This window comes from Actinoplanes sp. NPDC048988 (genome assembly GCF_043197815.1).
Taxonomy (GTDB): domain Bacteria; phylum Actinomycetota; class Actinomycetes; order Mycobacteriales; family Micromonosporaceae; genus Actinoplanes.
The window spans coordinates 447,748-468,351 of record NZ_JBICTW010000001.1 but is presented as its reverse complement, the minus strand read 5'-3'; the positions used below and the strand labels follow the sequence as shown (position 1 = coordinate 468,351).

Genomic DNA, 20,604 nt, shown 5'->3' with positions numbered 1-20,604 from the left:
CCTTCTCCTCCGGCGCGTCGTTTGCCCGGTCATGAGCGCGCTCATCTCCGTGGTCGCGCCGGTCTACAACGAGGGGCCGGGCGTCGAACGATTCGTGCGCCGGCTCACCGAGGTACTCACCGGCGCCGGGCTGCGCTACGAACTCGTACTGGTCGACGACGGCTCCGGCGACGACTCCTGGGACCGGATCGTGCGGCAGTCGCTGCTCGACCGGCGGGTGCGCGGCGTCCAGCTCTCCCGCAACTTCGGCAAGGAGCCGGCCGTGCTGGCCGGGCTCGAACACGCGGCCGGCGACGCCGTGGTCGTCATCGACTCCGACCTGCAGCATCCGCCGTCGGCGATCCCGGCCATGGTGCGGCGCTGGCGCGAGGGCGCCCACGTCGTCGAGGCGGTCAAGCGCAACCGCACCGGGCAGGGCCTGATCGGGCGGGTCGGCGGCCGCCTGTTCAACCGGGCCTTCACCGGACTGACCAAAGTGGACCTGGTCGACGCCACCGACTTTCGGTTGCTCAGCCGGGCCGCCCTGGACGCGTTGCTGCGCCTGCCCGAGCACGCGTCGTTCTTCCGCGGCACCAGCAGCTGGATCGGTTTCCGGCGCAGCACCATCGAGATCGACATCGACCACCGCGAGGGCGGCCGCTCCCGCTGGACGTTCCGGTCGCTGTTCCGCCTGGCCGTCAACGGGATCACCTCGTTCAGCTCGGCCCCGCTGCACCTGGTCACTCTGGTGGGCATGGCCTTCGCCGCGTTCGCGCTGCTGCTCGGCGCGCAGACGCTGATCCGCTGGATCGGCGGCGGCTCGGTCGAGGGCTTCCCCACGGTCATCCTGCTGCTGCTGGTGATGGGGACCTTCGTGCTGCTCGGCCTCGGCGTGATCGGCGAATACCTGGCCCGCATCCACGAGGAGGTGCGCGGCCGGCCGCGCTATCTCGTTCAGGAGCGGGCGGACGGGCTCCTGGTTCCCGACGAGTGGACCAGGGCGAGCGCGGCCAGCGCCAGCCCGACCACCACGAACGGCCGGGCCCCGTAGAAGAACGCGAAGGCCCAGGGCAACGGGAACGGCCCGGTGCCCCGGACGGCGATCGCGTCCTCCAGCAGGCTCCCGGTGACGCTGAGGGTGTTCAGGGCGAGGACGACGAGCGCGACCAGGCCGAGCGGATTGTCGAAGCGCCCGGCTGCCCGCCATCCGGCCACCAGCCCGGCGATCCAGGCCAGGGCGGTCAGCGCCAGCGCGGCGACCGGCGCGGTCCGTTGCACCTTCAGCACGGCGTCCGAGCCCTCGCCGTCGGTCGGCTGGAAAGTCAGCCGCCAGTCGTCGTTGGCGGCGGTGAGCCCGTCGCCGTCGGTACCGGCGCGCCAGCCGTCGGCCGCCAGGCGCTGCCGGGCCTCCGCCAGGTCGGTCTTCGCGGCGCCGAACGACGTCTCGGCGAAGCCCGGCCCGTATTCGTCCACGCCGAGCAGCCAGTTCGAGCCGTCCGCCACGTCATCGCCGTAGGCCGAGCCGGCGACGTGCTCGACCCGGCTGATGTCGGTGCCCTTCTCCGAGCCCTCCACGACCATCCCGGCCAGCGCGTGCATCCGTTCGTCGGTGGGCAGATCGCCGGCGAACACGTGCCAGGCGGGCCAGGCGGCGGCCGCGGCGAACAGGGCGGCGATCGTCAGGGCGACGGAGACACGCAGGGCGAGGCGGCGCATGGCGCGCATGATCCACCAACGGCGCCGAGCGCCGCCACCGGCGGTTCGGTCAGAGGCGGTGCGCCTGCCGGTCGGTGGTCACCCCACGGGTGTCGAAGAAGCGCTTCGCCAGACGGGCCAGATGGTCGGCGTCGTACTCGCGGTGGTTCTGCACCAGGATCACCAGGTCGGCCGAGGCGCTGGCGCCCTCCAGGTCGTCGGTGCGGGAGACCTCCACGTCGCCGACCGTCCACTGCGGAACGTGCGGGTCGTGGTAGAGCACCGTCGCGCCGAGCGCGGCCAGCTGACGGGCCAGCGGGGTCGCCGGCGACTCGCGCTGGTCGGCGATGTTCGGCTTGTACGTGACCCCGAGCAGGAGCACGGTCGCGCCGTGCACGGCCTGGCCGTCCGCGTTCAGCAGGTTCTGGGCCCGCCGGGCCACGTAGTCCGGCATCGTCGCGTTGATCTCCTGGGCCAGCTCGACGAAGCGGAACGGATAGCCGAGCCGGCTGCGGACGTTGTGGCTCAGGTAGTTCGGGTCGATCGGGATGCAGTGCCCGCCCACGCCGGGGCCCGGATAGAACGCCTGGAAGCCGAACGGCTTGGTGGCGGCGGCCCGGATCACGTCCCACAGGTCGATCTCGAGCTCGTGGCAGAACCGGGCCATCTCGTTGACCAGCGCGATGTTCACGTGCCGGTACGTGTTCTCGAGAAGCTTCGCGGTCTCCGCCTCGCGGGTGCCCCGGGTCCGGACGACGGTGTCGACGAAGCGGCCGTAGAAGCCGGCCGCCCGCTCGGTGCAGGCGGGCGTGTAACCGCCGACCACCTTGGGAGTGTTGCGCGCGCCGAACCGCTCGTTGCCGGGATCGATCCGCTCGGGCGAGAACGCCAGATGGAAGTCGAGGCCCGCGGTCAGCCCGGAAAGCCGTTCCAGCCGGGGCCGGACGACCTCGTCGGTGGTGCCCGGATAGGTGGTCGACTCGAGCACGACCAGCATGCCGGGGCGCAGGTTGCGGCCGATCGCCTCGGTGGCGCCGACGACCGCGCGCAGATCCGGGCCGTCGCCCTCGGCCAGCGGAGTCGGTACGCAGATGACGGCCGTGTCCGCGGCGGCGATGGCCCGCTCGTCGGTGGTCGGGTGGAAGCCGGCGGCGAGCATCTCGGCGATGTCGGCGTCGCTGAGGTCGTCGACGTGCGAGCGGCCGGCCGCGAGCGACGCCACCACCGACGGCTGCACGTCGAAGCCGGTCACCCGCAGCCCGCGGCGGGCCGCCTGCTGCGCGAGGGGCAGCCCCACGTAGCCGAGGCCCAGGATGACGACGTTCATGCTCATGAGAGAGGCCTTTCGGCGAAACGGTGGCGGGTCGCCTGCCGTGCGATCACGGGCCGGCGGGTCGAGGACGGCGACATGGTGCCCGCGCGGGGCGTGTTGAGCTCCCAGCGCGACGGGAACGGCAGATAGGCCGGGAGGAACTCGGCCAGCAGGGCGGCCTGCTCGGGTACGAGCGCGGCCGGCGAGTCGGTGTCGTTGAGGCAGAACGCGTCGAGGTTGCGGTTGTGCAGCAGCCGGGCCAGCCGGAACGGAGTCGACGGGTCGGCCAGGTCGGTGTACATGTACTCGATCTCGCCGGGCGCGGCCCGCCCGGTCAGATAGGCGTAGTACTGCTGCAACGAGGAGAGCAGCGCGATGTCCTCGGGGTGCCGGAACTGATGCGCGGAGGTGGCCTCGACCTCCTCGGCGAAGCGCAGCTCGATCTCGGCCAGCACGCTGCGCCGCGACGGGTGCGGCGTGTGCTTCATCTTGCGGGTCAGCACCCGGCCGAACGTGTCCCGGATCAGATCCCGGTTGTTCTTGCCGGCCGAGTTGGCCGGGGTGTCACCGGGCCGCCGCGGCGCCGCGTCGACCCGGGCCCCGGACGGGAAGAACCGGGTCAGCCCGCCCGGCGTGAAGAACATCTCGGGCGGCACCGGGCGGCCCAGGAAGACGTCGTCGTTCAGATAGAGGAAATGCTCGGCCAGGCCGGGCACGCGGTGCAGCCGCGACTCGATCGCCTGCGAGTTGAAGGTGGGCAGCCGCCCGGTGTCGCCGAAGATCTCCCGGTGGCTGACCACCGTCAGGTCGGCCCGGTCCAGATCGAGCCAGGCCGGCACCTGGTCGTCGGTGACCAGGAAGACGTGCCGGATCCAGGGCGCGAACGCGTGCAGCGAGCGCAGCGAGTAGCGCAACTCGTCGCGCGAGACGAACCGTGACGGGTTCGCCGTCTGCTCGTTCGCGCCGGTCACCCAGCCGTTGTCGCGCAGGGCCCGGGTCTTGCGCGCGAGCCAGGCCGGATCCTCGCCGTCGACCCAGGTGTAGACGGCGTCGATCGGGAAGGCCACCCGGTCCGGGTCGGCCATGGTGAAGACCTCCCGGGTCCGGTACCGCGGCAGCGGGCCGGGCACGCCGAACGGGCCGAAGACCGGCTCGGGCGCGACGGTGACCGGCTCGCCGGCCGCGATCGAGTCGGCCACCGGGTTGGGGCGGGGCCCGGCCAGGCGGCCGTCGGCGGCCCGCCACAGCTCGACCTCGCACGCGTACTCGGTGCCGTAGACGATGTGGCCGCCGGGATCGGTGACCGGCCAGCTGACCCGCAGCAGCCGGGTGGTGGCGCGCCGGCCCACGACCTCCAGGCGGCCCACCTCGGCCCAGGTGAGCGCGTCGAGCGCGGCCAGCACCCGGTCGCGCTCGGCCTCGGGGACCGCCACGGCCGTACGGGTCAGGGAGTCGGTGGGGACGCGGAACCAGTCGATGCCCGCGGTGGACAGCGACGCGACGACGCGGTCGAGATTTTCACGCCGTACGGAAGCCGGGTCCGACCAGGAGGAACGACGGGCCACAAGGCGCGCCGCGGCCGTGCGGACCCGCAGCGCCGGCGCCTCCGCGGGCGAGGGCAGGAGCTTGCGCCGGGGTCCCAGCGGAACCACCCGCCGCGCCGCCCGGAGCCGGCGTTCGGCCGGAACGCGGGGCAGCAGCCGGAGCTCCACCTGGCGCAGCACGCGCCGCCGGACAGGCCAGGGCGCCAGCCCGAGGATCCGCCGCAAGGGCACGCCGTCGTCCTTCCGCCGGGGTCAGTCGCTCGTGACCCTCAACTGGCGCCCGCGCCGTAAGTGACGCCCTATATCACCGGTATACGCGATTTGCCGGTGTGACGTGGCCGATCTTCGGGGGCCGACCCCTAGGGGATACGGCTGATGCGGCGGGTTGCCTCGCTGAGTCATGGTGGATTCACAACCTGGGGAGGTCGAGATGGGCAAGGCCATCGCATTTCTCGTGGCACTGATCGCCGGCGTGGTCGTGGTCGGCTGGGTCGCCGCCAACCTGATCGGGCCGGTGCTGTTCTACCTGATCGTGGGCGCTCTGGTGATCGGCGGCGGCGCGCTTCTCTACGCCAAGGCCAAGAAGTCGATCTCGCAGGACGGCCGTACCCAGCGGCGGATCGAGGCCGCCGCGAAGACGTACCGCATGCGCAACAAGTGAGCTCGCGCGCGGGCGGCTAGGCTTGCGGTCGGCACACCCTCCTCTGACCTACGGGAAGCTGAACCGTGTTTGACACTTTGAGTGACCGCCTTTCCGGGATCTTCACCAAGCTCCGTGGCAAGGGCAAGCTCACCGATGCCGACATCGACGCCACCGCGCGCGAGATCCGTCTCGCCCTGCTGGAGGCCGATGTCGCGCTGCCCGTGGTCAAGGCCTTCATCTTCAACGTGAAGGAGCGCGCTCGCGGGGCCGAGGTCTCGCAGGCGCTCAACCCGGCCCAGCAGATCATCAAGATCGTCCACGAGGAGCTCATCAACATCCTCGGCGGCGAGGGGCGGCGGCTCCAGTTCGCCAAGCAGCCGCCCACGGTGATCATGCTGGCCGGTCTGCAGGGTTCCGGTAAGACGACGCTGGCCGGCAAGCTCTCCCGCTGGCTGAAGAACCAGGGCCATCAGCCGCTGCTGGTCGCGGCCGACCTCCAGCGCCCCAACGCGGTCAACCAGCTCCAGGTGCTCGGCGGCCGGGCCGGCGTCGAGGTGTACGCCCCGCAGCCCGGCAACGGCGTCGGCGACCCGGTCCAGGTCGCGAAGGACTCCATCGAGCACGCCAAGCGCTCGGCCAAGGACATCGTCATCGTCGACACCGCCGGCCGCCTCGGCATCGACGCCGAGATGATGCGGCAGGCGGCCGACATCCGGGCCGCGGTCGACCCCGACGAGGTCATCTTCGTCATCGACGCCATGGTCGGCCAGGACGCGGTGCAGACCGCCGAGGCGTTTCGCGACGGCGTCGGCATCACCGGCGTGGTCCTCTCCAAGCTCGACGGCGACGCCCGCGGTGGCGCGGCCCTCTCCGTCCGGCACGTCACGGGCGAGCCCATCCTGTTCGCGTCGACCGGTGAGAAGCTCGAGGACTTCGACCTCTTCCACCCCGACCGGATGGCCAGCCGCATCCTCGGCATGGGCGACGTGCTGACCCTCATCGAGCAGGCCGAGCAGGCCTTCGACGAGGACCAGAAGGAGAAGATGACCGGCAAGCTGCTTGCCGGCGAGACCTTCACCCTCGAGGACTTCCTCGACCAGCTCATCGCGGTGCGCCGGATGGGCCCGATCGCCAACATCCTGGGCATGATGCCCGGCATGGGCCAGATGAAGGCCCAGCTCGACGAGCTCGACGACAGCCACTTCGACAAGGTCACGGCGATCATCCGCTCGATGACCCCCGGCGAGCGCCAGAACCCCAAGATCCTGAACGGCTCCCGCCGCGCCCGCATCGCGAACGGCTCGGGCGTCACGGTGATGGACGTCAACCAGCTGCTCAACCGCTTCACCGACGCCCAGAAGATGATGAAGCAGATGAGCGGCATGATGGGCCTGCCCGGCGGCCGCCGCAAGGCCACGAAGAGCCCCAAGAACAAGCGCAAGGGCACCAAGGGCGGCAACCGCCCCCGCACCGGCGCCGGCGCGGCCGGCGGCCTCCCGGCGGGCTTCCCGGGCGGCATGCCCCAGCTCCCGCCGGGCCTCGACCCGAACGCCCTGGGCGGCGGCGGAGCGGGCGGCTTCAAGCTCCCCAACCTCGACTTCAACAAGCTGATGAAGCAGCAGCGGGACGACGACAAGAACTAACTGGTGATCTAGACATGGGTACAGTAGTCTCGTGACACCCCCTGAGGAGGTCCCGATGACTGCGGCCCTTCATGTGCCGAGCCTGCTGGATGAGAAGCAGGACTGGACCGTCGACGACCTGGCGAGCCTTCCACAGGATCTTCGCTATGAGTTGATCGACGGAAGGTTGATCTTGCCGTCACCCACCGGCTTTCACCAGGACGTGTGCTGGGAGCTGAACAGCATGCTCCGGCCCCACTGCCCGCCCGACTACAAGCCGATCATCGACCTGTCGCTCGAGGTCGATCGGCGGAACGAGCCGCGGCCCGATGTCGTCGTGGCGCGTAAGGCTTACGGCTTCCGCACGCCCGTCCCGGTGGACGGGGCGCTGCTGGTGGCCGAGGTCATCTCCCCGACATCCCATTTCCGCGACATGCAGGCCAAGTGGAAGTTGTACGCCGCCTACGGCGTCGGCACCTACCTGGTCGTCGATCCGACCTTCAAGGGCGGTGTCGTGCTGACCGAGTACCGTCTCGGCGGCAATGGCCAGTACGACACCGTCACCAGCACCAACAGGGTCTTCACGACCGACGTGCCCTATCCGGTCACCATCGACGTTCCGGCCCTGACCGCCCTGCGCGAGGACTACCGCAGGGCCCAGGACGAAGCGTGACCATCTGGTCGCGGTCGAGGGTCACGTCCGTCCGATCCGATGTGCTCGACCGGGGTCGAAGAAGTGGCCCCGCGCCGGCATTCCGTCCTACTGGGCCGAACGGGGTCACCATCACGCAGTTCGTGCTCGGGTGCGGTGGGCGATACCGCCGGCGTCTCCACTCGGCCGAGCGCGTGACGATCGAGCATCCGTGGCGGACGGGCATCGACCGTCCGGCGATGACCCGCGAGCGCGAACTGCTACGAGCGAGGTGCGTTGCCGCGGCGTCACACACACCGTCGCCCGCAGGTCCACCGGGCAGGCTTCAGCCGGTTGAAACAGTGGCGGCGCCGGCACCCGCCACGCCGAACGCGCAGCCCTCGGCCGCGGCCTAGTCGTGCGCCAATGGCGATGACGGATCGTCGATCGGGTCAGGAGCCACAACCGTCCCCGCGGATGAACGCTCGATCGGGTAGGACTGTCGTATGGCTTTTCATGTACGTGGGGCCGTCCTGCCCGAGGGGGACGTGAAAGATCTCTGGCTGGTGGGGGATCGGGTCACGTTCGAGCCGGTCAAGGGCGCGGAGACGGTCAGCGACGGTGGGTTCGTGATGCCGGGGCTGGTCGATGCGCACTGCCATCTGGGGATCGCTCTGGGTGCCAAGCCGATCGAGAGCCTTGATCAGGCCCGGGAGCTGGCGGTGCGGGACCGGGACGCGGGAGTGCTCGCGCTGCGGGACGCCGGGTCGCCCTTTCCGTATCCGGAGCTGGATGACGAGGCGGGGATTCCGCGGCTGGCCCGGGCCGGGCGGCATGTGGCGCCGCCGAAACGCTATCTGCGCGGGGTGGGGATCGAGGTCGAGGCGCCCGGTGTCGCCGAGGCGGTGACGGAGCAGGCCAAGGCCGGGAACGGCTGGGTCAAGATCGTCGGGGACTGGATCGACCGGGGGGCCGGCGACCTGGCGCCGTCGTGGGACGAGGCGACCATGACCGCGGCCGTCGAGGCGGCGCACGCCGCCGGCGTGCGGGCCGCTGTGCACACCTTCTCCGAAGAGGGGGTGGCCATGATGGTGCGGGCGGGGGTCGACTCCGTCGAGCACGGGACGGGGCTGTCGCTCGACCTCATCGACGAGATGGCCCGGCGGGGGACCGCGCTCGTGCCCACGATGATCAACATCAGGACGTTCGGGAAGATCGCCGAGCAGGCCCGGGGGAAGTTCGACGGGTACGCCGATCACATGATCGAGCTGCGCGACCGGTTTCCGTCGGTGGTGCGGGCGGCGTACGAGGCGGGCGTTCCGATCTATGTCGGCACCGACGCCGGTGGCGGCATCCGGCACGGGCTGGTCGCCGAGGAGATGCTGATCCTCGAGGAGGCCGGCCTGCCCGCCGAGGAGATCCTGGCCAGTGCCTCGTGGCGGGCCCGGGAATGGCTCGGCTTTCCGGGGCTGGTCGAGGGTGGCCTCGCCGACCTGGTGGTCTACGAGGCCGACCCCCGGCGCGATCTGCGGGTCGTGCGCGCGCCCAGCCGCATCGTGCTGCGCGGTCAGGTCATCCGGTAAGGCTCCACAGGCGCAGGCTGTCGTCGGTCGGGCAGGCCAGCCGGTCGGCGGTGTTCACGCACGGGCCGATCCGCCGCGGGATGTCGCCGAGCCGGGTCAGCTGCCGGTCGGGGATGCGGAACGTCATCACCGAGCCGGCCGCCGTGGCCGGCATCATCAGGAGGGCATCCGTGCCCAGCCAGCCCACACTGGTGTCGGGCGTGCGGAACGCCGACGATCCGTCCGCGGCCAGCAGCAGCACCGTCTCCGCGCCCGGGCCTCCGACGAGCACGTTCTCGCCGCTGGCCGAGATCGCCGACGCGTTGTCCGGTGCCGCCTTCCGCCAGAGCTGCCTATGGCTCACGACGTCGACCGCGGTCACCCGCCCGGCGCCGGCCGGCCCGGCGTCCAGGACGCAGATCCGATTCGTCCCGCAGGCGTCCATGCCGGCGAACTTCGCCGGCCCGCCGCTCAGGATCACCTCCGACTTCCCGGTGGTCAGGTCGGACGAGACGACCCGGTAGGCCGCGGTGTCGCAACACGGGATCGTCTCGGTGAACAGGCGGCCGCCGGCGACCACGTACTGGGTGCCCGGTGGCCCGGCCGGCGTGATCGTCCGCAGCAGCGTGCCCTTGGCCGCGTCGCGAACCAGGATCTTGCCGGCCTCCGTCACCTGGATCAGCCGGTCACCGTCCGCCAGGAGCCGGGCCGCCGGGTTCGCGGTGTCCGACCAGACCGGTTGCCCCGTCCGGACGTCACTCGCCACGACCTCGCCGTTCGAGGCCCAACGGCGGACCATGACCTTCCCGTACGAGATGAGCTCGTCGGCGTCGCCGACCCGGAACCGGCGGATCGGGCTGCCGGTCGCCGGATCGTAGAAGGCGACCGACCTCTCCACCCGGACCATCACCGCGTCCGGCAGGGCGCGGACGTCGGTCACGGCGCCGGCGGCCTGTTCGGTGAACGTCCAGAGCACCGCCCCCGTGTGCAGGTCGGCCGCGTTCAGGCGCATCTCGCCGCCCGGCGTCGTCCAGGCCGAGAACAGCTTCCCGTCCCCGACCGCCTGGCCGACCGACGAGGCGGGGCCGCCGGTGTCGACCGGGGAGCCGACCTCGGTCAGGACCCGGCTCGACGGGGTCGGCGAGATCGTCCGGTCGGCGTCGTGCCGGGGGCGGGAGACGACCGCGCCCACGCCGACCGCGACCAGGCAGACCGCGAGGGCCGCCGAGAAGGCCGCCTGCCGGTGGGTGCGCTGCCGGCCGCGCCGGCGGGCCTGTTCGGCGCCGGCCAGCGGGATGGTGTCGGCCGCCCGGCCGAGACCGGTGAGCAGCTCGTCGAGGTCAGCGGGCATCGTGGCTCTCCTCCTTCGCCGGGACGGGGCCCAGGGCGGCGGCCAGGCCGGCCCGGCCGCGGGACAGCCAGGACTTGACGGTGCCGGTCGAGGTGCCGGTCTCGGCGGCGATCTCGGACACCGAACGGTCGAGCAGATAGTGCAGGGCGAGCGCCCGGCGGTGGATGGCGGGCAGGGTCTGCATGGCCTTCACCAGCAGCACGGTGTTCTCGGAGGGCGGCGGCGCGGGTGGTGGCGCCGGTGCGTTTCGGAGCCGGCTCCGGCGTACCCCCAATTGTCTCCACCGATCCGTGGCCAGACGGCTGACCACCAGGCGTAACCAGGCCTCAGGGTTCTCGTAGCCGGCTAACCGTCGCCAGCGTTGCCAGGCGCGGGCATAGGCCTCCTGCACAAGGTCCTGAGCCTCCGTGGCGTCGCCGGTGAGGCCGTACGCGTACCGGGCCAGCCGTCGCGAGGTGTCCCGGTAGAAGTCGTCGAAATCGTCTGTGGCCGTCATCCGCACCGCCCTTCCACCTAGGACACGGGATGCCTGTCGGAGTGGTTGCGCGACCCCTGACTAGAATGTCGCCTCGTGGCTCGAGTGCTCACTCCGCGTGCGGAGGACTTTCCTCGCTGGTACCAGGACCTGATCGCCAAGGCGAAACTGGCGGACAACGGCCCGGTGCGCGGCACCATGGTCATCCGACCGGTCGGTTACGCGATCTGGGAGCGGATGCAGGCGGACATGGACGCCCGCATCAAGCAGGCCGGCGTCCAGAACGCGTACTTCCCGCTCTTCATCCCGGAGAGCTACCTGCGCCGCGAGGCCGACCACGTCGAGGGCTTCTCGCCGGAGCTCGCCGTGGTCACCCACGCGGGTGGCAAGGAGCTGGCCGAGCCGCTGGTGGTCCGCCCGACCAGCGAGACCGTGATCGGCGAGTTCATGGCCAAGTGGGTCGACTCGTACCGTGACCTGCCCCTGCTGCTCAACCAGTGGGCCAACGTGGTCCGCTGGGAACTGCGCCCGCGGACCTTCCTGCGGACGACCGAGTTCCTCTGGCAGGAGGGCCACACCGCCCACGCCAGCGAGGCCGACGCCCGCGAACACGCCCGTGACGTGCACCGCAACGTCTACGAGGCGTTCATGACGGACTTTTTGGCCATCCCGGTCGTGCCGGGCCGCAAGACCCGCAAGGAGCGCTTCGCCGGCGCCACCAACACCATGACCGTCGAGGCCATGATGGGTGACACCAAGGCGCTGCAGATGGGCACGTCGCACGAGCTCGGGCAGAACTTCGCCAAGGCGTTCGACATCTCCTACTCGTCGGCCGCCGGCGGCGTCGAGCACGCGTGGACGACCTCGTGGGGCACGTCCACCCGCATGCTCGGTGGCCTGATCATGGTGCACGGCGACGACAACGGCCTGCGGCTTCCGCCGGTCATGGCGCCGGTCCAGGTCCAGGTCATGGTGGTCAAGGCCGGGGAGGGCGTGGCCGAGGCCGCGACTCAGCTGGTCAAGGACCTCAAGACGGCTGGTGTACGGGTGAAGCTCGACGACCGCTCCGACGTGCCGTTCGGCCGCCGCGCGGTGGACGCCGAGCTGCAGGGCATCCCGATCCGTATCGAGGTCGGCCCGCGCGACCTGGCCACCGGGAACGTCACGATCGCCCGGCGCGTCGACGGCTCGAAGACGCCGACCGCGATCGGCGACGTGGTGGGCGCGGTCACCAGCGCGCTCAAGGCCGACCAGCAGCGGCTCTACGACGAGGCGCTGGCCTTCCGCGCGGCCAACACGGTCGAGGTCAAGACGCTCGGCGACGCCATCGAGGCGGCGCAGACCGGCTGGGCCCGGGTGCCGTGGTCGGCGGTCGGCGAGGACGGCGAGGCCGAGGCCAACGGCAAGGCCGTGACCGTGCGCTGCCTGGTCCGCGAGGACGGCTCGATGCCGGACTCGGGCGACGAGGACGGCCTGGTCGCGATCCTGGCCCGCTCCTACTGATGGCGTTCGCTCCGGGCCGTCTGGTCCTGCACCGTGACACGCACCGCGGCCGGCTGGGTTTCGTGCACCCCGGCCGCGTCGTGTCGGACGACGACCGCGGGTTGCTCCTGTGGGTGGCCGAGTCGTCCGTGATCGCCGTGGAGACGGCTCTTGACGGGCGGGGCCCGCGGGATTTCCCCTCGTTCGCCGACTGGATCGCGGCGCCGCGTTCTCTTCAGCTCGCCGAGTGGCGTGGGCCGGGAGTGCTGCGGTTCTTTCCGCGCGACGCTTCACACTCTGTCTGGTTTTTCCGGGACGAACTGGACAATTTTGCGGCTTACTACGTGAACCTGGAAGAGGGCGCCGTCCGCTGGGACGACGGTGACGTGGCCGGCATCGACGTGATCGACCAGGACCTCGACATCGTTGTCTCCTCCGACCTCGAGTGGGAGTGGAAGGACGAGGACGAGTTCACCGAACGCCTGGAGAGCCCCGAGCTCTACTGGGTGCCCGACCCGGGCGCCGTCTGGGCCGAGGGCCACCGCGTGATCAAGCAGATCGAGGCGGCCGAGTTCCCCTTCGACGGCACGTGGACCGAGTTCCAGCCCGATCCGTCCTGGGAGACCCCCGTCGCGCTGCCTGAGGGCTGGGATCGGCCGGTCGTCGCGCGCGTTTGACGCCCGGTTTCCCGTCACCGCCGGTCATCTGGCAGAATGGTTCCTTGGTCGGTACACCGGAGCGCCCTCTAACCCTCCGGTGCAGCCAGTCCAGCGAGACATCGGTCCCCGCAACCCCACGTGGGTGGCCGTCGGCTCAAAAACTCACGCATTCAGGAGCGAAGACAACCGTGGCCGTAAAGATCCGGCTTCTGCGGATGGGCAAGATCCGCAACCCGCAGTACCGCATCGTCGTTGCCGACTCGCGCACCAAGCGCGACGGCCGTGCCATCGAGTACGTGGGCATCTACCAGCCGAAGGAACACCCCTCGGTGATCCAGGTCAAGTCCGAGCGGGTGCAGTACTGGCTCTCGGTCGGCGCGCAGCCGAGCGAGGCCGTGCAGCGCATCCTGGAGAAGACCGGCGACTGGCAGCAGTTCAAGGGCCTGCCGGCTCCGCCGCCGCTGCTGGTGGCCGAGCCGAAGCAGAGCCGCGCCGAGGTGTACGAGGCTGAGGCCAAGGCCGCCGCCGGTGTCGCCGAGACGCCCGCCAAGACCCCCAAGAAGGCTGACAAGGTCGCCGCCGCTCCGGAGGCCGCCGAGGCCAAGCCGGCGCAGACCAAGGCCGCCAAGCCCGACGAGCCCAACCGTGAGGCCGTCGCCGAGACCGCAGAGGACCCGGCCGGTGCCGGCGCCGACGCGAGCTGACGGGGCGCTCCGGCCGGCGCTGGAGCACCTCGTCAAGGGCATCGTCGACAACCCGGACGACGTCCGGGTCCGACTGGTCGACTCGCGCCGCGGCAAGCGGCTCGAGGTCCGCGTGCACCCCGAGGACCTGGGTACGGTCATCGGGCGCGGCGGGCGTACGGCCAAGGCCCTGAGGCAGGTCATCGGGTCGATCGGTGGGCGCGGCATCCGCGTGGACATCGTCGACGCGTACTGATCGATGCTTCTAGTAGTCGGCCAGATCGGTAAGCCGCACGGGATCCGGGGCGAGGTCTCGGTGGTCGTGCGTACCGATGAACCGGAAGAACGTTTCGTCCCCGGGTCGGTGTTCGTCACGGAGGTCCCCAAGGACCGCCGTGTCAGCACCGGCCCGGCGGCCGTTCCCGCCGGTGCCAAATATGAAGTGCCCAAGCAACTCGTGCTGGAGCAGATCCGCTGGCATCAAGGCCGCGGTATCGCCCAGTTCGAGAACGTCTACGACCGCAACGTCGCCGAGGCGCTGCGCGGGGTGTGGCTCCAGGTCGACAGCTCCGCCATCGCGGCGCCGGACGACCCGGACGAGTTCCACGACCACCAGCTGGTCGGCCTGCGGGTCGAGTCCGCTTCCGGTTTCGTCTACGGCGACGTGGCTCGCATCGATCATGCGCCGGCCTCGGATCTGATCGTTCTGAAGAAGACCGACGGCGGTACGGCGCTGATCCCGTTCGTGAGCGCGATCGTGCCCACGGTCGACCTCGCCGGCGGGCGCATCGTCGTCGATCTGCCCGAGGGCCTGCTGGACCTCTGATGCGCGTCGACATCATCTCGATCTTCCCGGAGTACTTCGCGCCGCTCGAGCTGTCGCTGATCGGCAAGGCGCGATCGACCGGGCTGCTCTCCGTGGACGTGCACGATCTGCGGAAATGGACCAGCGACGTTCATCGGACGGTGGACGACACGCCGTACGGCGGTGGGCCCGGCATGGTCATGCGGCCCGAGCCGTGGGGGCAGGCCCTCGACGCGGTCGGGCCGGGCACGCTCGTGATTCCGTCGCCGGTCGGCAAGCCGTTCACCCAGGCCGACGCGTACTCCCTGGCTTCTCTCGATCATTTGATCTTCGCCTGCGGGCGGTACGAGGGCATCGATCAGCGGGTGATCGACGACGCCGCCGCGCGGATGCCGGTGCTCGAGGTCTCACTCGGTGACTACGTGCTCTTCGGTGGCGAGGTCGCGGTCATCGTGATCATGGAGGCCATCACCCGGCTGCTGCCCGGGGTGCTGGGGAACGCCTCGTCGCTGGATGAGGAGTCGCACTCGGCCGGTTTGCTCGAAGCGCCCGTTTACACGAAACCTGCTTCGTGGCGCGATCGGGAAGTTCCGGAAATTTTGCGATCGGGAGACCATGGGCGAATTGCCCGGTGGCGCCGGTCGCAGAGCCTTCTGCGGACTGCCTCCCGCCGGCCGGACATGATGGCGGCGTACCCTTCGGAACTTTTGGACAAAAAAGACAGGGCGGCTCTGGACGAGGGCGGATTTCAGATCACGCCTCCCTCTGTGGCAAAGTAGGGAGGTTGCCGATTTCGCCCCGCGCCGTGGGGTGGGATCGAGGGCTCCTTGAAGTGGTGAGGGGCCAGGATCACCCGCCGCGCACCGAACTCCCGGTGCGCCTTTGAGTACGAGGATGCAGCGATGAACACGCTGGACGCTCTCGACGCCCAGTCGCAGCGCACCGACATTCCCGCTTTCCGGGCCGGCGACACCCTCAAGGTGTACGCGCGAGTCGTCGAAGGTAACCGTTCCCGCGTCCAGATCTTCCAGGGCGTCGTGATCGCCCGGCAGGGCGCCGGCCTCCGGGAGACCTTCAAGGTCCGGAAGATCAGCTTCGGCGTCGGTGTCGAGCGGACCTACCCGATCAACAGCCCGGCCATCGACCGCATCGAGGTCGTGAGCCGCGGTGACGTCCGCCGCGCCAAGCTCTACTACCTGCGTGAGCTCCGCGGCAAGAAGGCCAAGATCAAGGAGCTTCGCGAGAAGCAGACCGTCTGATCTTGATCGATCCTGTGCTACCGCCCGTAAGTTTCCCTAGGGAGATACTCGGGCGGTAGTGCTGTATCCGGGGCGGTTTCGGTCGGCGGCGGGAGATGCGAAGCGTGGAACCGATGGAGGGCTACCGGCCGTCCGAGCGACGGCGGCGGTCCATGATCCGGCGCAAGGAGATGCCGCTCTGGCAGGAGCTGCCGCTCCTGCTGATCGTGGCCTTCTGTCTCGCCGTGCTGATCCGCACCTTCCTGGTGCAGGCCTTCTACATCCCCAGTGGGTCGATGCAGAGCACCCTGGAGATCAAGGACCGGGTCCTGGTCAACAAGGTCGTGTACGACATGCGCGACCCGGTCCGCGGCGAGATCGTGGTCTTCCGCGGCACCGACAACTGGGCCCCCGAGGTGACCGAAGAGGTCAGCAACTCGTTCGTGGCCAAGCTCGGCCGCACCGTCGGCGACCTCGTCGGGGTGAGCCGGCCGGGTGAGCGCGACTTCATCAAACGGGTGATCGGGCTGCCCGGCGACAAGGTGGCCTGTTGCGACGCCAAGGGCCGGATCACCGTCAACGGCGTGGGGATCGACGAGTCGTACATCGCCGACGGCTTCAACTCCGACCTCAACCAGCCGCCCAACCCGAACCAGTGCACCAGCCGGCGCTTCACCGAGGTCACCGTCCCACCGGGTGAGATGTTCGTCATGGGCGACCACCGCGAGGTCTCGCAGGACGCCCGATGCCAGGGGCCGGTGCCGATCGACAACGTGATCGGCCGGGCCTTCGTGATCGTCTGGCCCAGCAGCCGGTTCACCAGCCTCTCGGTGCCCGACGTGTGGAAGACGTACGCCGAGAACCACCCCACCGCGGCCGGCCTCCCGGAGCGCCGGAACAGTCCTTCGACGGAACTTTTCGCACTTCCTTTTCTCTTAAGTGGGGCGTTATCCGCGCGTTCCGGACTGCCGTTCTCGATTCGGCGTCGTAGGCTCCCATCGTGATTGACGAGCAGACGGAGCCGAAGCGCAAAAGTTCCTTTTGGCGCGAACTTCCGATCCTCCTGGGTGTGGCGATCCTCGTCGCCGTACTGGTCCGCGCCTTCGTGCTGCAGACGTTCTACATTCCGTCCCCCTCGATGGAGCACACGCTCAACGTGCTCGACCGGGTGCTCGTCAACAAGCTCGTCTACGACTTCCGGGAACCGAAGCGTGGCGAGATCATCGTGTTCGAGGCGCCCAAGGAGTGGCAGTCCGGCGCCGAGGGCGAGGACTTCATCAAGCGCATCATCGGCACCCCCGGCGACCACGTGCAGTACACGGGCACCGGCAAGCTGATCGTCAACGGCGTGCCGCTCGACGAGCCGTACATCTACAAGGACTCCGACGGCACCCAGGACCCGCCGGCGAGCACCAACTTCGACGTCGTCGTGCCCGAGGGCCGGCTGTGGGTGATGGGCGACCACCGGGCCGCGTCCGGTGACTCCCTGGAGCACTACCAGGACAGCGACCACGACATCACCCAGGCCACGATCACCGAGGACTCGGTCGTCGGCCGCGCCTTCACGGTCTTCTGGCCGGTCAGCCGCGCGACCTGGCTCTCGGTGCCGGACGGCTTCGACGCCATCCCCGATGCGAAGTAACACCCGGTCGTAAGATCCACGCCGGGCGCAATAGGCTTGTTCGCGTGACCGTCATCAACCGACGCGCCGGTCGGGTGCTCCTCGTCGATCAGGCCGGGCGCACCCTGCTGCTGCACGGCGGTGACCCGGCCCGTCCGGGCCATCGCTGGTGGTTCACCCCCGGCGGGGGTCTTCTTGACGGCGAATCGCCGGCCGAGGGTGCTGCGCGCGAGTTGTTCGAGGAGACCGGTCTGCGCGTGTCCCCCGCCGATCTTGGGTCTTCGTACTGGCGCGAGGTCAGCGAGTTCAGCTACAGCGGCCGCGACTATCGGCAGGATCAAGACTTCTTCCTGCTGCGGGTCACCGAGATCCAGATCGACATGGCCGGCATGGACGACGACGAGCAGGAGACCATCACCGAGCACCGGTGGTGGTCGGCCGAGGAGATCGAGGCCAGCTCGGAGCTGATCTACCCGGTCGAGCTGCCCAAGTTGCTGCGGGGCCTGTGATGCTGTCTCCTCCCCGCACGGTGGTCCGCCGCGAGGGCGGTCTGTACGCGCTGGAGCGCGCGCTCCAGCGCCGGGGTTTCCGCCACGTGGCCGGGGCCGACGAGGCCGGCCGGGGCGCCTGCGCGGGCCCGCTGGTGGCCGCCGCCGCGATCTTGCCCGAGGGCAAGCGCGGCGAGATCGACGAGCTGGCCGACTCCAAACTGCTGACCGCGGCCGCCCGCGAGCGCGTCTACGACCAGGTCGTGGCCCGGGCCCTGGCCTGGTCGGTGGTGATCATCCCGCCCACTGAGGTCGACGCCCGCGGCCTGCACGTGTGCAACCTCGCGGCGATGCGCCGCGCCCTGGCCTCGCTGGCCACCCCGCCGGAGTACGTGCTGACCGACGGGTTCCCGGTCGACGGCCTGGGCGCCCCCGGCCTGGCGGTGTGGAAAGGCGACCGGGTGGCGGCGTGCGTGGCGGCGGCCAGCGTGCTGGCCAAGGTCACCCGGGACCGGCTGATGGTCGAACTGCACGACCAGTTCCCGGCGTACGGGTTCGCCGTGCACAAGGGCTACATCACCGACGAGCACACGGCCGCCCTGCGCGAGCACGGGCCGTGCGCCGAACACCGGTTCTCGTACGTGAACGTGGCCGCGGCCTCCGGGCGCGGCAACCGGCCGCCCCGGGCCCGCCGCCCCGTTCCGGCCGAGGCCCCGCCGGTACTGTTTGCGCCATCCGGCGTCGTTGGGGGTACCGTCGGCGTGGCGTCGGGCGACCAGCCTCAGCCGTCGCCGTGTGTGGGGGAAGATGAGGCCATGGAGGGCGAAAAGCGATGAGCGCAGAGGATCTCGAGAAGTACGAGACCGAGATGGAGCTGCAGCTCTACCGGGAGTACCGCGATATCGTCCGCCAGTTCTCCTACGTGGTGGAGACCGAGCGCCGTTTCTACCTGGCCAACCAGGTCGATCTGCACGTGCGTAACTCGGACGGCGAGGTCTATTTCGAGGTCGAGATGCACGACGCCTGGGTCTGGGACATGTACCGGCCGGCCCGGTTCGTCAAGAACGTCCGCGTGATGACCTTCAAGGACGTCAACGTGGAAGAGCTGGAGAAGCCGGACATCTCGCTGCCGGACGACGCGGGCTTCGGCAACTAGCGGGTTATCCACAGCCCCTTTTTTCGACCTTGGGGAGGCGGCAGGGTTTCGGCCATGCCTTTCCTCGGTCTCCTGCTCGCCGTCCTGTCCTTCGGCTGGCCCCTGGCGGCGCCCACGGTGGTGCGCCGGTTCGACCCGCCCGCGCAACCGTGGCTGGCCGGTCACCGCGGGGTCGATCTCTCCGGCTCGCCGGGCGCGCCCGTTCTGTCGGCCGGCCCCGGGACGGTGGTGTTCGCCGGTGAGCTGGCCGGGCGCGGCGTCGTGAGCATCGCCCACGCCGGTGGCCTGCGGACCACGTACGAGCCGGTGACCGCCTCGGTGGCCCGGGGTGACGTGGTGGCGGGCGGCGCGGTGATCGGCGCCCTGGAGGCCGGTCACCCGGGCCTGCACTGGGGTCTCCGGCGCGGTGAGCTCTACCTCGACCCGTTGGCGCTGCTCGGCCTGGGCCGGGTGCGGTTACTGCCGCTTCAAGCCATGCAACAGCTGTGGCAGCCGCTCGGCCAGCCGGTCGTACTCCTCGGCCCGGTTGTAGACCTGCGCGCTCAGCCGGAGCAGGCCGCGCCCGCCCCAGGCGTTCACAGCGGTCTCGGTGGCCAGCTTCTCGCTGATCAGGGTCCGCAGCGCGAACGCCTCGGGCGCGGTCGTGGCCAGACCCGACGGCAGCGGCACGATCCGCATGGCGACCTCCGGGTGGCCCGGGTGGGGAAGATCGGTCACGCCCAGAGCCTCACCCAGGACCCTTTGGCCGTACGCGGCCAGGGCCGCGTTGTGGCGGCGTACGGCCTCCCAGCCGAGCGTGCGGAGCGTGAAAAGCCCGGCCGGGGCGGCCAGCCAGGGCGTGTAGTCGATGGTGCCCTGATATTCGACGGCGGCCGGATAGCCCTGATCCTGCTCCCACGAGACGACCAGCGGCTCCATCCGCCGCCGCCACGGCGGGGTGACGGAGAGCAGGGCCGTGCCGCGCGGGGCGAAAGCCCACTTGTGCAGGTTGCCGACCCAGAAATCGGCGCCGATCGCGGCCACCTCGACCGGCAGCTGCCCCGGCACGTGCGCGCCGTCGACGAGCACCGGGATGTCGTGCTCGTGGGCGGCGGCGACGATCTCCCGCACCGGGAGGCAGGCGGCGGTGGCCGAGGCGATCTGGTCGACGACGAGCAGCTTGGTCTTGCCCGGCCGCAGCGCGGCTCGGATCCGCGAGACGACCTCGGCGCTGCTCGCCCCGAGCGGCAGGGCGACGGTCCGGGCGGTCGCGCCGGCCCGGCGGCACTGCCGGCGGGCGGCGAAGGCGACGGCGCCGTAACCGTGATCGGTGAGCAGCACCTCGTCGGCCGACTCGAGCCGCACGGACTGCAGGACGAGGGAGACGCCGGTGGTGGTGTTGGCGACCAGGGCGCTGCCGTCCGGGTCGGCGCCGAGGAAGGAGGCGAGGTGCCGTCGGGTATGGACGACCCGGTCCATCAGCCCCGCACCGGCGTAGAAGGCCATCGGGTTGGCGTCGACCTCGTCGCGGAGGCGCTGCTGGGCGCGCTGCACGCCGATCGGGACGGCGCCGAAGGAGCCGTGGTTGAGATAGGACACGCCCGGGTCGAGCGAGAAGAGAAGACGGGCGCCGGGAAGGGCTGCGGGCGGTTCTCCGGCGCTCACCCCCTGATCGTACG

At 70.4% G+C, this 20,604-nt stretch carries 23 protein-coding genes and 1 pseudogene; 18 read left to right on the top strand and 6 right to left on the bottom strand.

Annotated features, from left to right (window positions below):
- Positions 1-31 precede the first annotated feature (31 nt).
- Positions 32-1,030, top strand: coding sequence for a glycosyltransferase family 2 protein (locus ACGFJ7_RS02265; RefSeq protein WP_392640343.1), 999 nt, complete (start codon positions 32-34; stop codon positions 1,028-1,030).
- Here the strand turns inward: ACGFJ7_RS02265 and ACGFJ7_RS02260 are convergent.
- The 3 genes from ACGFJ7_RS02260 to ACGFJ7_RS02250 are packed head-to-tail and all read right to left on the bottom strand — an operon-like array spanning position 934 to position 4,761.
- The gene (locus tag ACGFJ7_RS02260) at positions 934-1,695 is read right to left on the bottom strand and encodes a hypothetical protein (RefSeq protein ID WP_392640340.1); all 762 of its coding nucleotides are present in this window, start codon (positions 1,693-1,695) and stop codon (positions 934-936) included. The genes ACGFJ7_RS02265 and ACGFJ7_RS02260 overlap by 97 nt on opposite strands.
- 49 nt (positions 1,696-1,744) lie before the next feature.
- Positions 1,745-3,007 (bottom strand): nucleotide sugar dehydrogenase, encoded by a 1,263-nt coding sequence (locus tag ACGFJ7_RS02255; RefSeq protein ID WP_360242040.1) that lies wholly within the window; start codon positions 3,005-3,007, stop codon positions 1,745-1,747.
- A complete protein-coding gene (locus ACGFJ7_RS02250; RefSeq protein ID WP_392640337.1) occupies positions 3,004-4,761 on the bottom strand; it encodes a stealth family protein in 1,758 nt (585 codons plus the stop codon). The genes ACGFJ7_RS02255 and ACGFJ7_RS02250 overlap by 4 nt, the downstream gene beginning before the upstream one ends.
- 199 nt (positions 4,762-4,960) lie before the next feature.
- Between ACGFJ7_RS02250 and ACGFJ7_RS02245 the strand changes: the two genes are divergently transcribed.
- The 4 genes from ACGFJ7_RS02245 (at position 4,961) to ACGFJ7_RS02230 (ending at position 9,009) form a co-directional block, all read left to right on the top strand.
- Positions 4,961-5,191 carry a hypothetical protein gene (locus ACGFJ7_RS02245; RefSeq protein ID WP_360242035.1) on the top strand — a complete coding sequence of 77 codons (231 nt, stop codon included), beginning with the start codon at positions 4,961-4,963 and terminating at the stop codon, positions 5,189-5,191.
- A gap of 65 nt (positions 5,192-5,256) precedes the next feature.
- Positions 5,257-6,816 (top strand): signal recognition particle protein, encoded by a 1,560-nt coding sequence (ffh, locus tag ACGFJ7_RS02240; protein WP_360242032.1) that lies wholly within the window; start codon positions 5,257-5,259, stop codon positions 6,814-6,816.
- Positions 6,817-6,871: 55 nt separating this feature from the next.
- Positions 6,872-7,468, top strand: coding sequence for a Uma2 family endonuclease (locus ACGFJ7_RS02235; RefSeq protein WP_360242029.1), 597 nt, complete (start codon positions 6,872-6,874; stop codon positions 7,466-7,468).
- Positions 7,469-7,932: 464 nt separating this feature from the next.
- A complete protein-coding gene (locus tag ACGFJ7_RS02230) occupies positions 7,933-9,009 on the top strand; it encodes an amidohydrolase family protein (protein ID WP_360242026.1) in 1,077 nt (358 codons plus the stop codon).
- Here the strand turns inward: ACGFJ7_RS02230 and ACGFJ7_RS02225 are convergent.
- Together ACGFJ7_RS02225 and ACGFJ7_RS02220 are read right to left on the bottom strand one after the other, a co-directional pair.
- Positions 8,999-10,339, bottom strand: coding sequence for a PQQ-binding-like beta-propeller repeat protein (locus ACGFJ7_RS02225; RefSeq protein WP_360242023.1), 1,341 nt, complete (start codon positions 10,337-10,339; stop codon positions 8,999-9,001). The genes ACGFJ7_RS02230 and ACGFJ7_RS02225 overlap by 11 nt on opposite strands.
- Positions 10,329-10,835, bottom strand: coding sequence for a SigE family RNA polymerase sigma factor (locus tag ACGFJ7_RS02220; protein WP_360242020.1), 507 nt, complete (start codon positions 10,833-10,835; stop codon positions 10,329-10,331). Before ACGFJ7_RS02220 ends, ACGFJ7_RS02225 begins: the two co-directional genes overlap by 11 nt.
- Before the next feature lie 75 nt (positions 10,836-10,910).
- Between ACGFJ7_RS02220 and proS the strand changes: the two genes are divergently transcribed.
- The 13 genes and pseudogenes from proS to ACGFJ7_RS02155 form a co-directional block, all read left to right on the top strand.
- Entirely contained in the window at positions 10,911-12,317 is a 1,407-nt protein-coding gene (gene proS / locus ACGFJ7_RS02215; RefSeq protein WP_360242017.1) for a proline--tRNA ligase, read from the top strand.
- Positions 12,317-12,973: a DUF402 domain-containing protein gene (locus ACGFJ7_RS02210; protein WP_360242014.1), complete on the top strand. Its 657-nt coding sequence runs from the start codon at positions 12,317-12,319 to the stop codon at positions 12,971-12,973. The genes proS and ACGFJ7_RS02210 overlap by 1 nt, the downstream gene beginning before the upstream one ends.
- A gap of 170 nt (positions 12,974-13,143) precedes the next feature.
- Positions 13,144-13,659 carry a 30S ribosomal protein S16 gene (gene rpsP, locus ACGFJ7_RS02205; protein WP_360242011.1) on the top strand — a complete coding sequence of 172 codons (516 nt, stop codon included), beginning with the start codon at positions 13,144-13,146 and terminating at the stop codon, positions 13,657-13,659.
- Positions 13,637-13,894 (top strand): RNA-binding protein, encoded by a 258-nt coding sequence (locus tag ACGFJ7_RS02200; protein WP_014447131.1) that lies wholly within the window; start codon positions 13,637-13,639, stop codon positions 13,892-13,894. Before rpsP ends, ACGFJ7_RS02200 begins: the two co-directional genes overlap by 23 nt.
- A gap of 3 nt (positions 13,895-13,897) precedes the next feature.
- Positions 13,898-14,464: a ribosome maturation factor RimM gene (gene rimM, locus ACGFJ7_RS02195; RefSeq protein ID WP_360242008.1), complete on the top strand. Its 567-nt coding sequence runs from the start codon at positions 13,898-13,900 to the stop codon at positions 14,462-14,464.
- A complete protein-coding gene (gene trmD, locus ACGFJ7_RS02190) occupies positions 14,464-15,222 on the top strand; it encodes a tRNA (guanosine(37)-N1)-methyltransferase TrmD (protein ID WP_360242005.1) in 759 nt (252 codons plus the stop codon). The genes rimM and trmD overlap by 1 nt, the downstream gene beginning before the upstream one ends.
- A 123-nt stretch (positions 15,223-15,345) precedes the next feature.
- The gene (gene rplS, locus ACGFJ7_RS02185) at positions 15,346-15,702 is read left to right on the top strand and encodes a 50S ribosomal protein L19 (protein ID WP_360242002.1); all 357 of its coding nucleotides are present in this window, start codon (positions 15,346-15,348) and stop codon (positions 15,700-15,702) included.
- A gap of 95 nt (positions 15,703-15,797) precedes the next feature.
- Positions 15,798-16,685: a signal peptidase I gene (lepB, locus tag ACGFJ7_RS02180; RefSeq protein WP_392640326.1), complete on the top strand. Its 888-nt coding sequence runs from the start codon at positions 15,798-15,800 to the stop codon at positions 16,683-16,685.
- Positions 16,682-17,323: a signal peptidase I gene (lepB, locus tag ACGFJ7_RS02175; RefSeq protein WP_360241999.1), complete on the top strand. Its 642-nt coding sequence runs from the start codon at positions 16,682-16,684 to the stop codon at positions 17,321-17,323. Before lepB (ACGFJ7_RS02180) ends, lepB (ACGFJ7_RS02175) begins: the two co-directional genes overlap by 4 nt.
- A 44-nt stretch (positions 17,324-17,367) precedes the next feature.
- Positions 17,368-17,811, top strand: a complete 444-nt coding sequence (locus ACGFJ7_RS02170) for an NUDIX domain-containing protein (protein WP_360241996.1) — start codon at positions 17,368-17,370, stop codon at positions 17,809-17,811.
- Entirely contained in the window at positions 17,811-18,626 is an 816-nt protein-coding gene (locus ACGFJ7_RS02165) for a ribonuclease HII (protein WP_360241993.1), read from the top strand. Before ACGFJ7_RS02170 ends, ACGFJ7_RS02165 begins: the two co-directional genes overlap by 1 nt.
- Entirely contained in the window at positions 18,623-18,946 is a 324-nt protein-coding gene (locus ACGFJ7_RS02160) for a DUF2469 domain-containing protein (RefSeq protein ID WP_097318465.1), read from the top strand. The genes ACGFJ7_RS02165 and ACGFJ7_RS02160 overlap by 4 nt, the downstream gene beginning before the upstream one ends.
- Before the next feature lie 54 nt (positions 18,947-19,000).
- Positions 19,001-19,312 (top strand): annotated as a pseudogene (locus tag ACGFJ7_RS02155) (murein hydrolase activator EnvC family protein); the annotation flags it as partial.
- Between the two features lie 90 nt (positions 19,313-19,402).
- Here ACGFJ7_RS02155 and ACGFJ7_RS02150 read toward each other — a convergent pair.
- A complete protein-coding gene (locus ACGFJ7_RS02150; RefSeq protein WP_360241988.1) occupies positions 19,403-20,590 on the bottom strand; it encodes an aminotransferase class V-fold PLP-dependent enzyme in 1,188 nt (395 codons plus the stop codon).
- Positions 20,591-20,604 lie beyond the last annotated feature (14 nt).

Coding starts and splice junctions, on each gene's coding strand:
- rimM (WP_360242008.1), top strand. CDS start 13,898: ATGCTTCTAGTAGTCGGCCAGATCGGTAAGCCGCACGGGATCCGGGGC.
- lepB (WP_392640326.1), top strand. CDS start 15,798: ATGCGAAGCGTGGAACCGATGGAGGGCTACCGGCCGTCCGAGCGACGG.
- ACGFJ7_RS02210 (WP_360242014.1), top strand. CDS start 12,317: ATGGCGTTCGCTCCGGGCCGTCTGGTCCTGCACCGTGACACGCACCGC.
- ACGFJ7_RS02220 (WP_360242020.1), bottom strand. CDS start 10,835: ATGACGGCCACAGACGATTTCGACGACTTCTACCGGGACACCTCGCGA.
- ACGFJ7_RS02230 (WP_360242026.1), top strand. CDS start 7,933: ATGGCTTTTCATGTACGTGGGGCCGTCCTGCCCGAGGGGGACGTGAAA.
- ACGFJ7_RS02225 (WP_360242023.1), bottom strand. CDS start 10,339: ATGCCCGCTGACCTCGACGAGCTGCTCACCGGTCTCGGCCGGGCGGCC.
- ACGFJ7_RS02165 (WP_360241993.1), top strand. CDS start 17,811: ATGCTGTCTCCTCCCCGCACGGTGGTCCGCCGCGAGGGCGGTCTGTAC.
- ACGFJ7_RS02260 (WP_392640340.1), bottom strand. CDS start 1,695: ATGCGCCGCCTCGCCCTGCGTGTCTCCGTCGCCCTGACGATCGCCGCC.
- trmD (WP_360242005.1), top strand. CDS start 14,464: ATGCGCGTCGACATCATCTCGATCTTCCCGGAGTACTTCGCGCCGCTC.
- ACGFJ7_RS02255 (WP_360242040.1), bottom strand. CDS start 3,007: ATGAGCATGAACGTCGTCATCCTGGGCCTCGGCTACGTGGGGCTGCCC.
- ACGFJ7_RS02245 (WP_360242035.1), top strand. CDS start 4,961: ATGGGCAAGGCCATCGCATTTCTCGTGGCACTGATCGCCGGCGTGGTC.
- ACGFJ7_RS02160 (WP_097318465.1), top strand. CDS start 18,623: ATGAGCGCAGAGGATCTCGAGAAGTACGAGACCGAGATGGAGCTGCAG.
- ACGFJ7_RS02265 (WP_392640343.1), top strand. CDS start 32: ATGAGCGCGCTCATCTCCGTGGTCGCGCCGGTCTACAACGAGGGGCCG.
- rplS (WP_360242002.1), top strand. CDS start 15,346: ATGAACACGCTGGACGCTCTCGACGCCCAGTCGCAGCGCACCGACATT.
- ACGFJ7_RS02235 (WP_360242029.1), top strand. CDS start 6,872: ATGACTGCGGCCCTTCATGTGCCGAGCCTGCTGGATGAGAAGCAGGAC.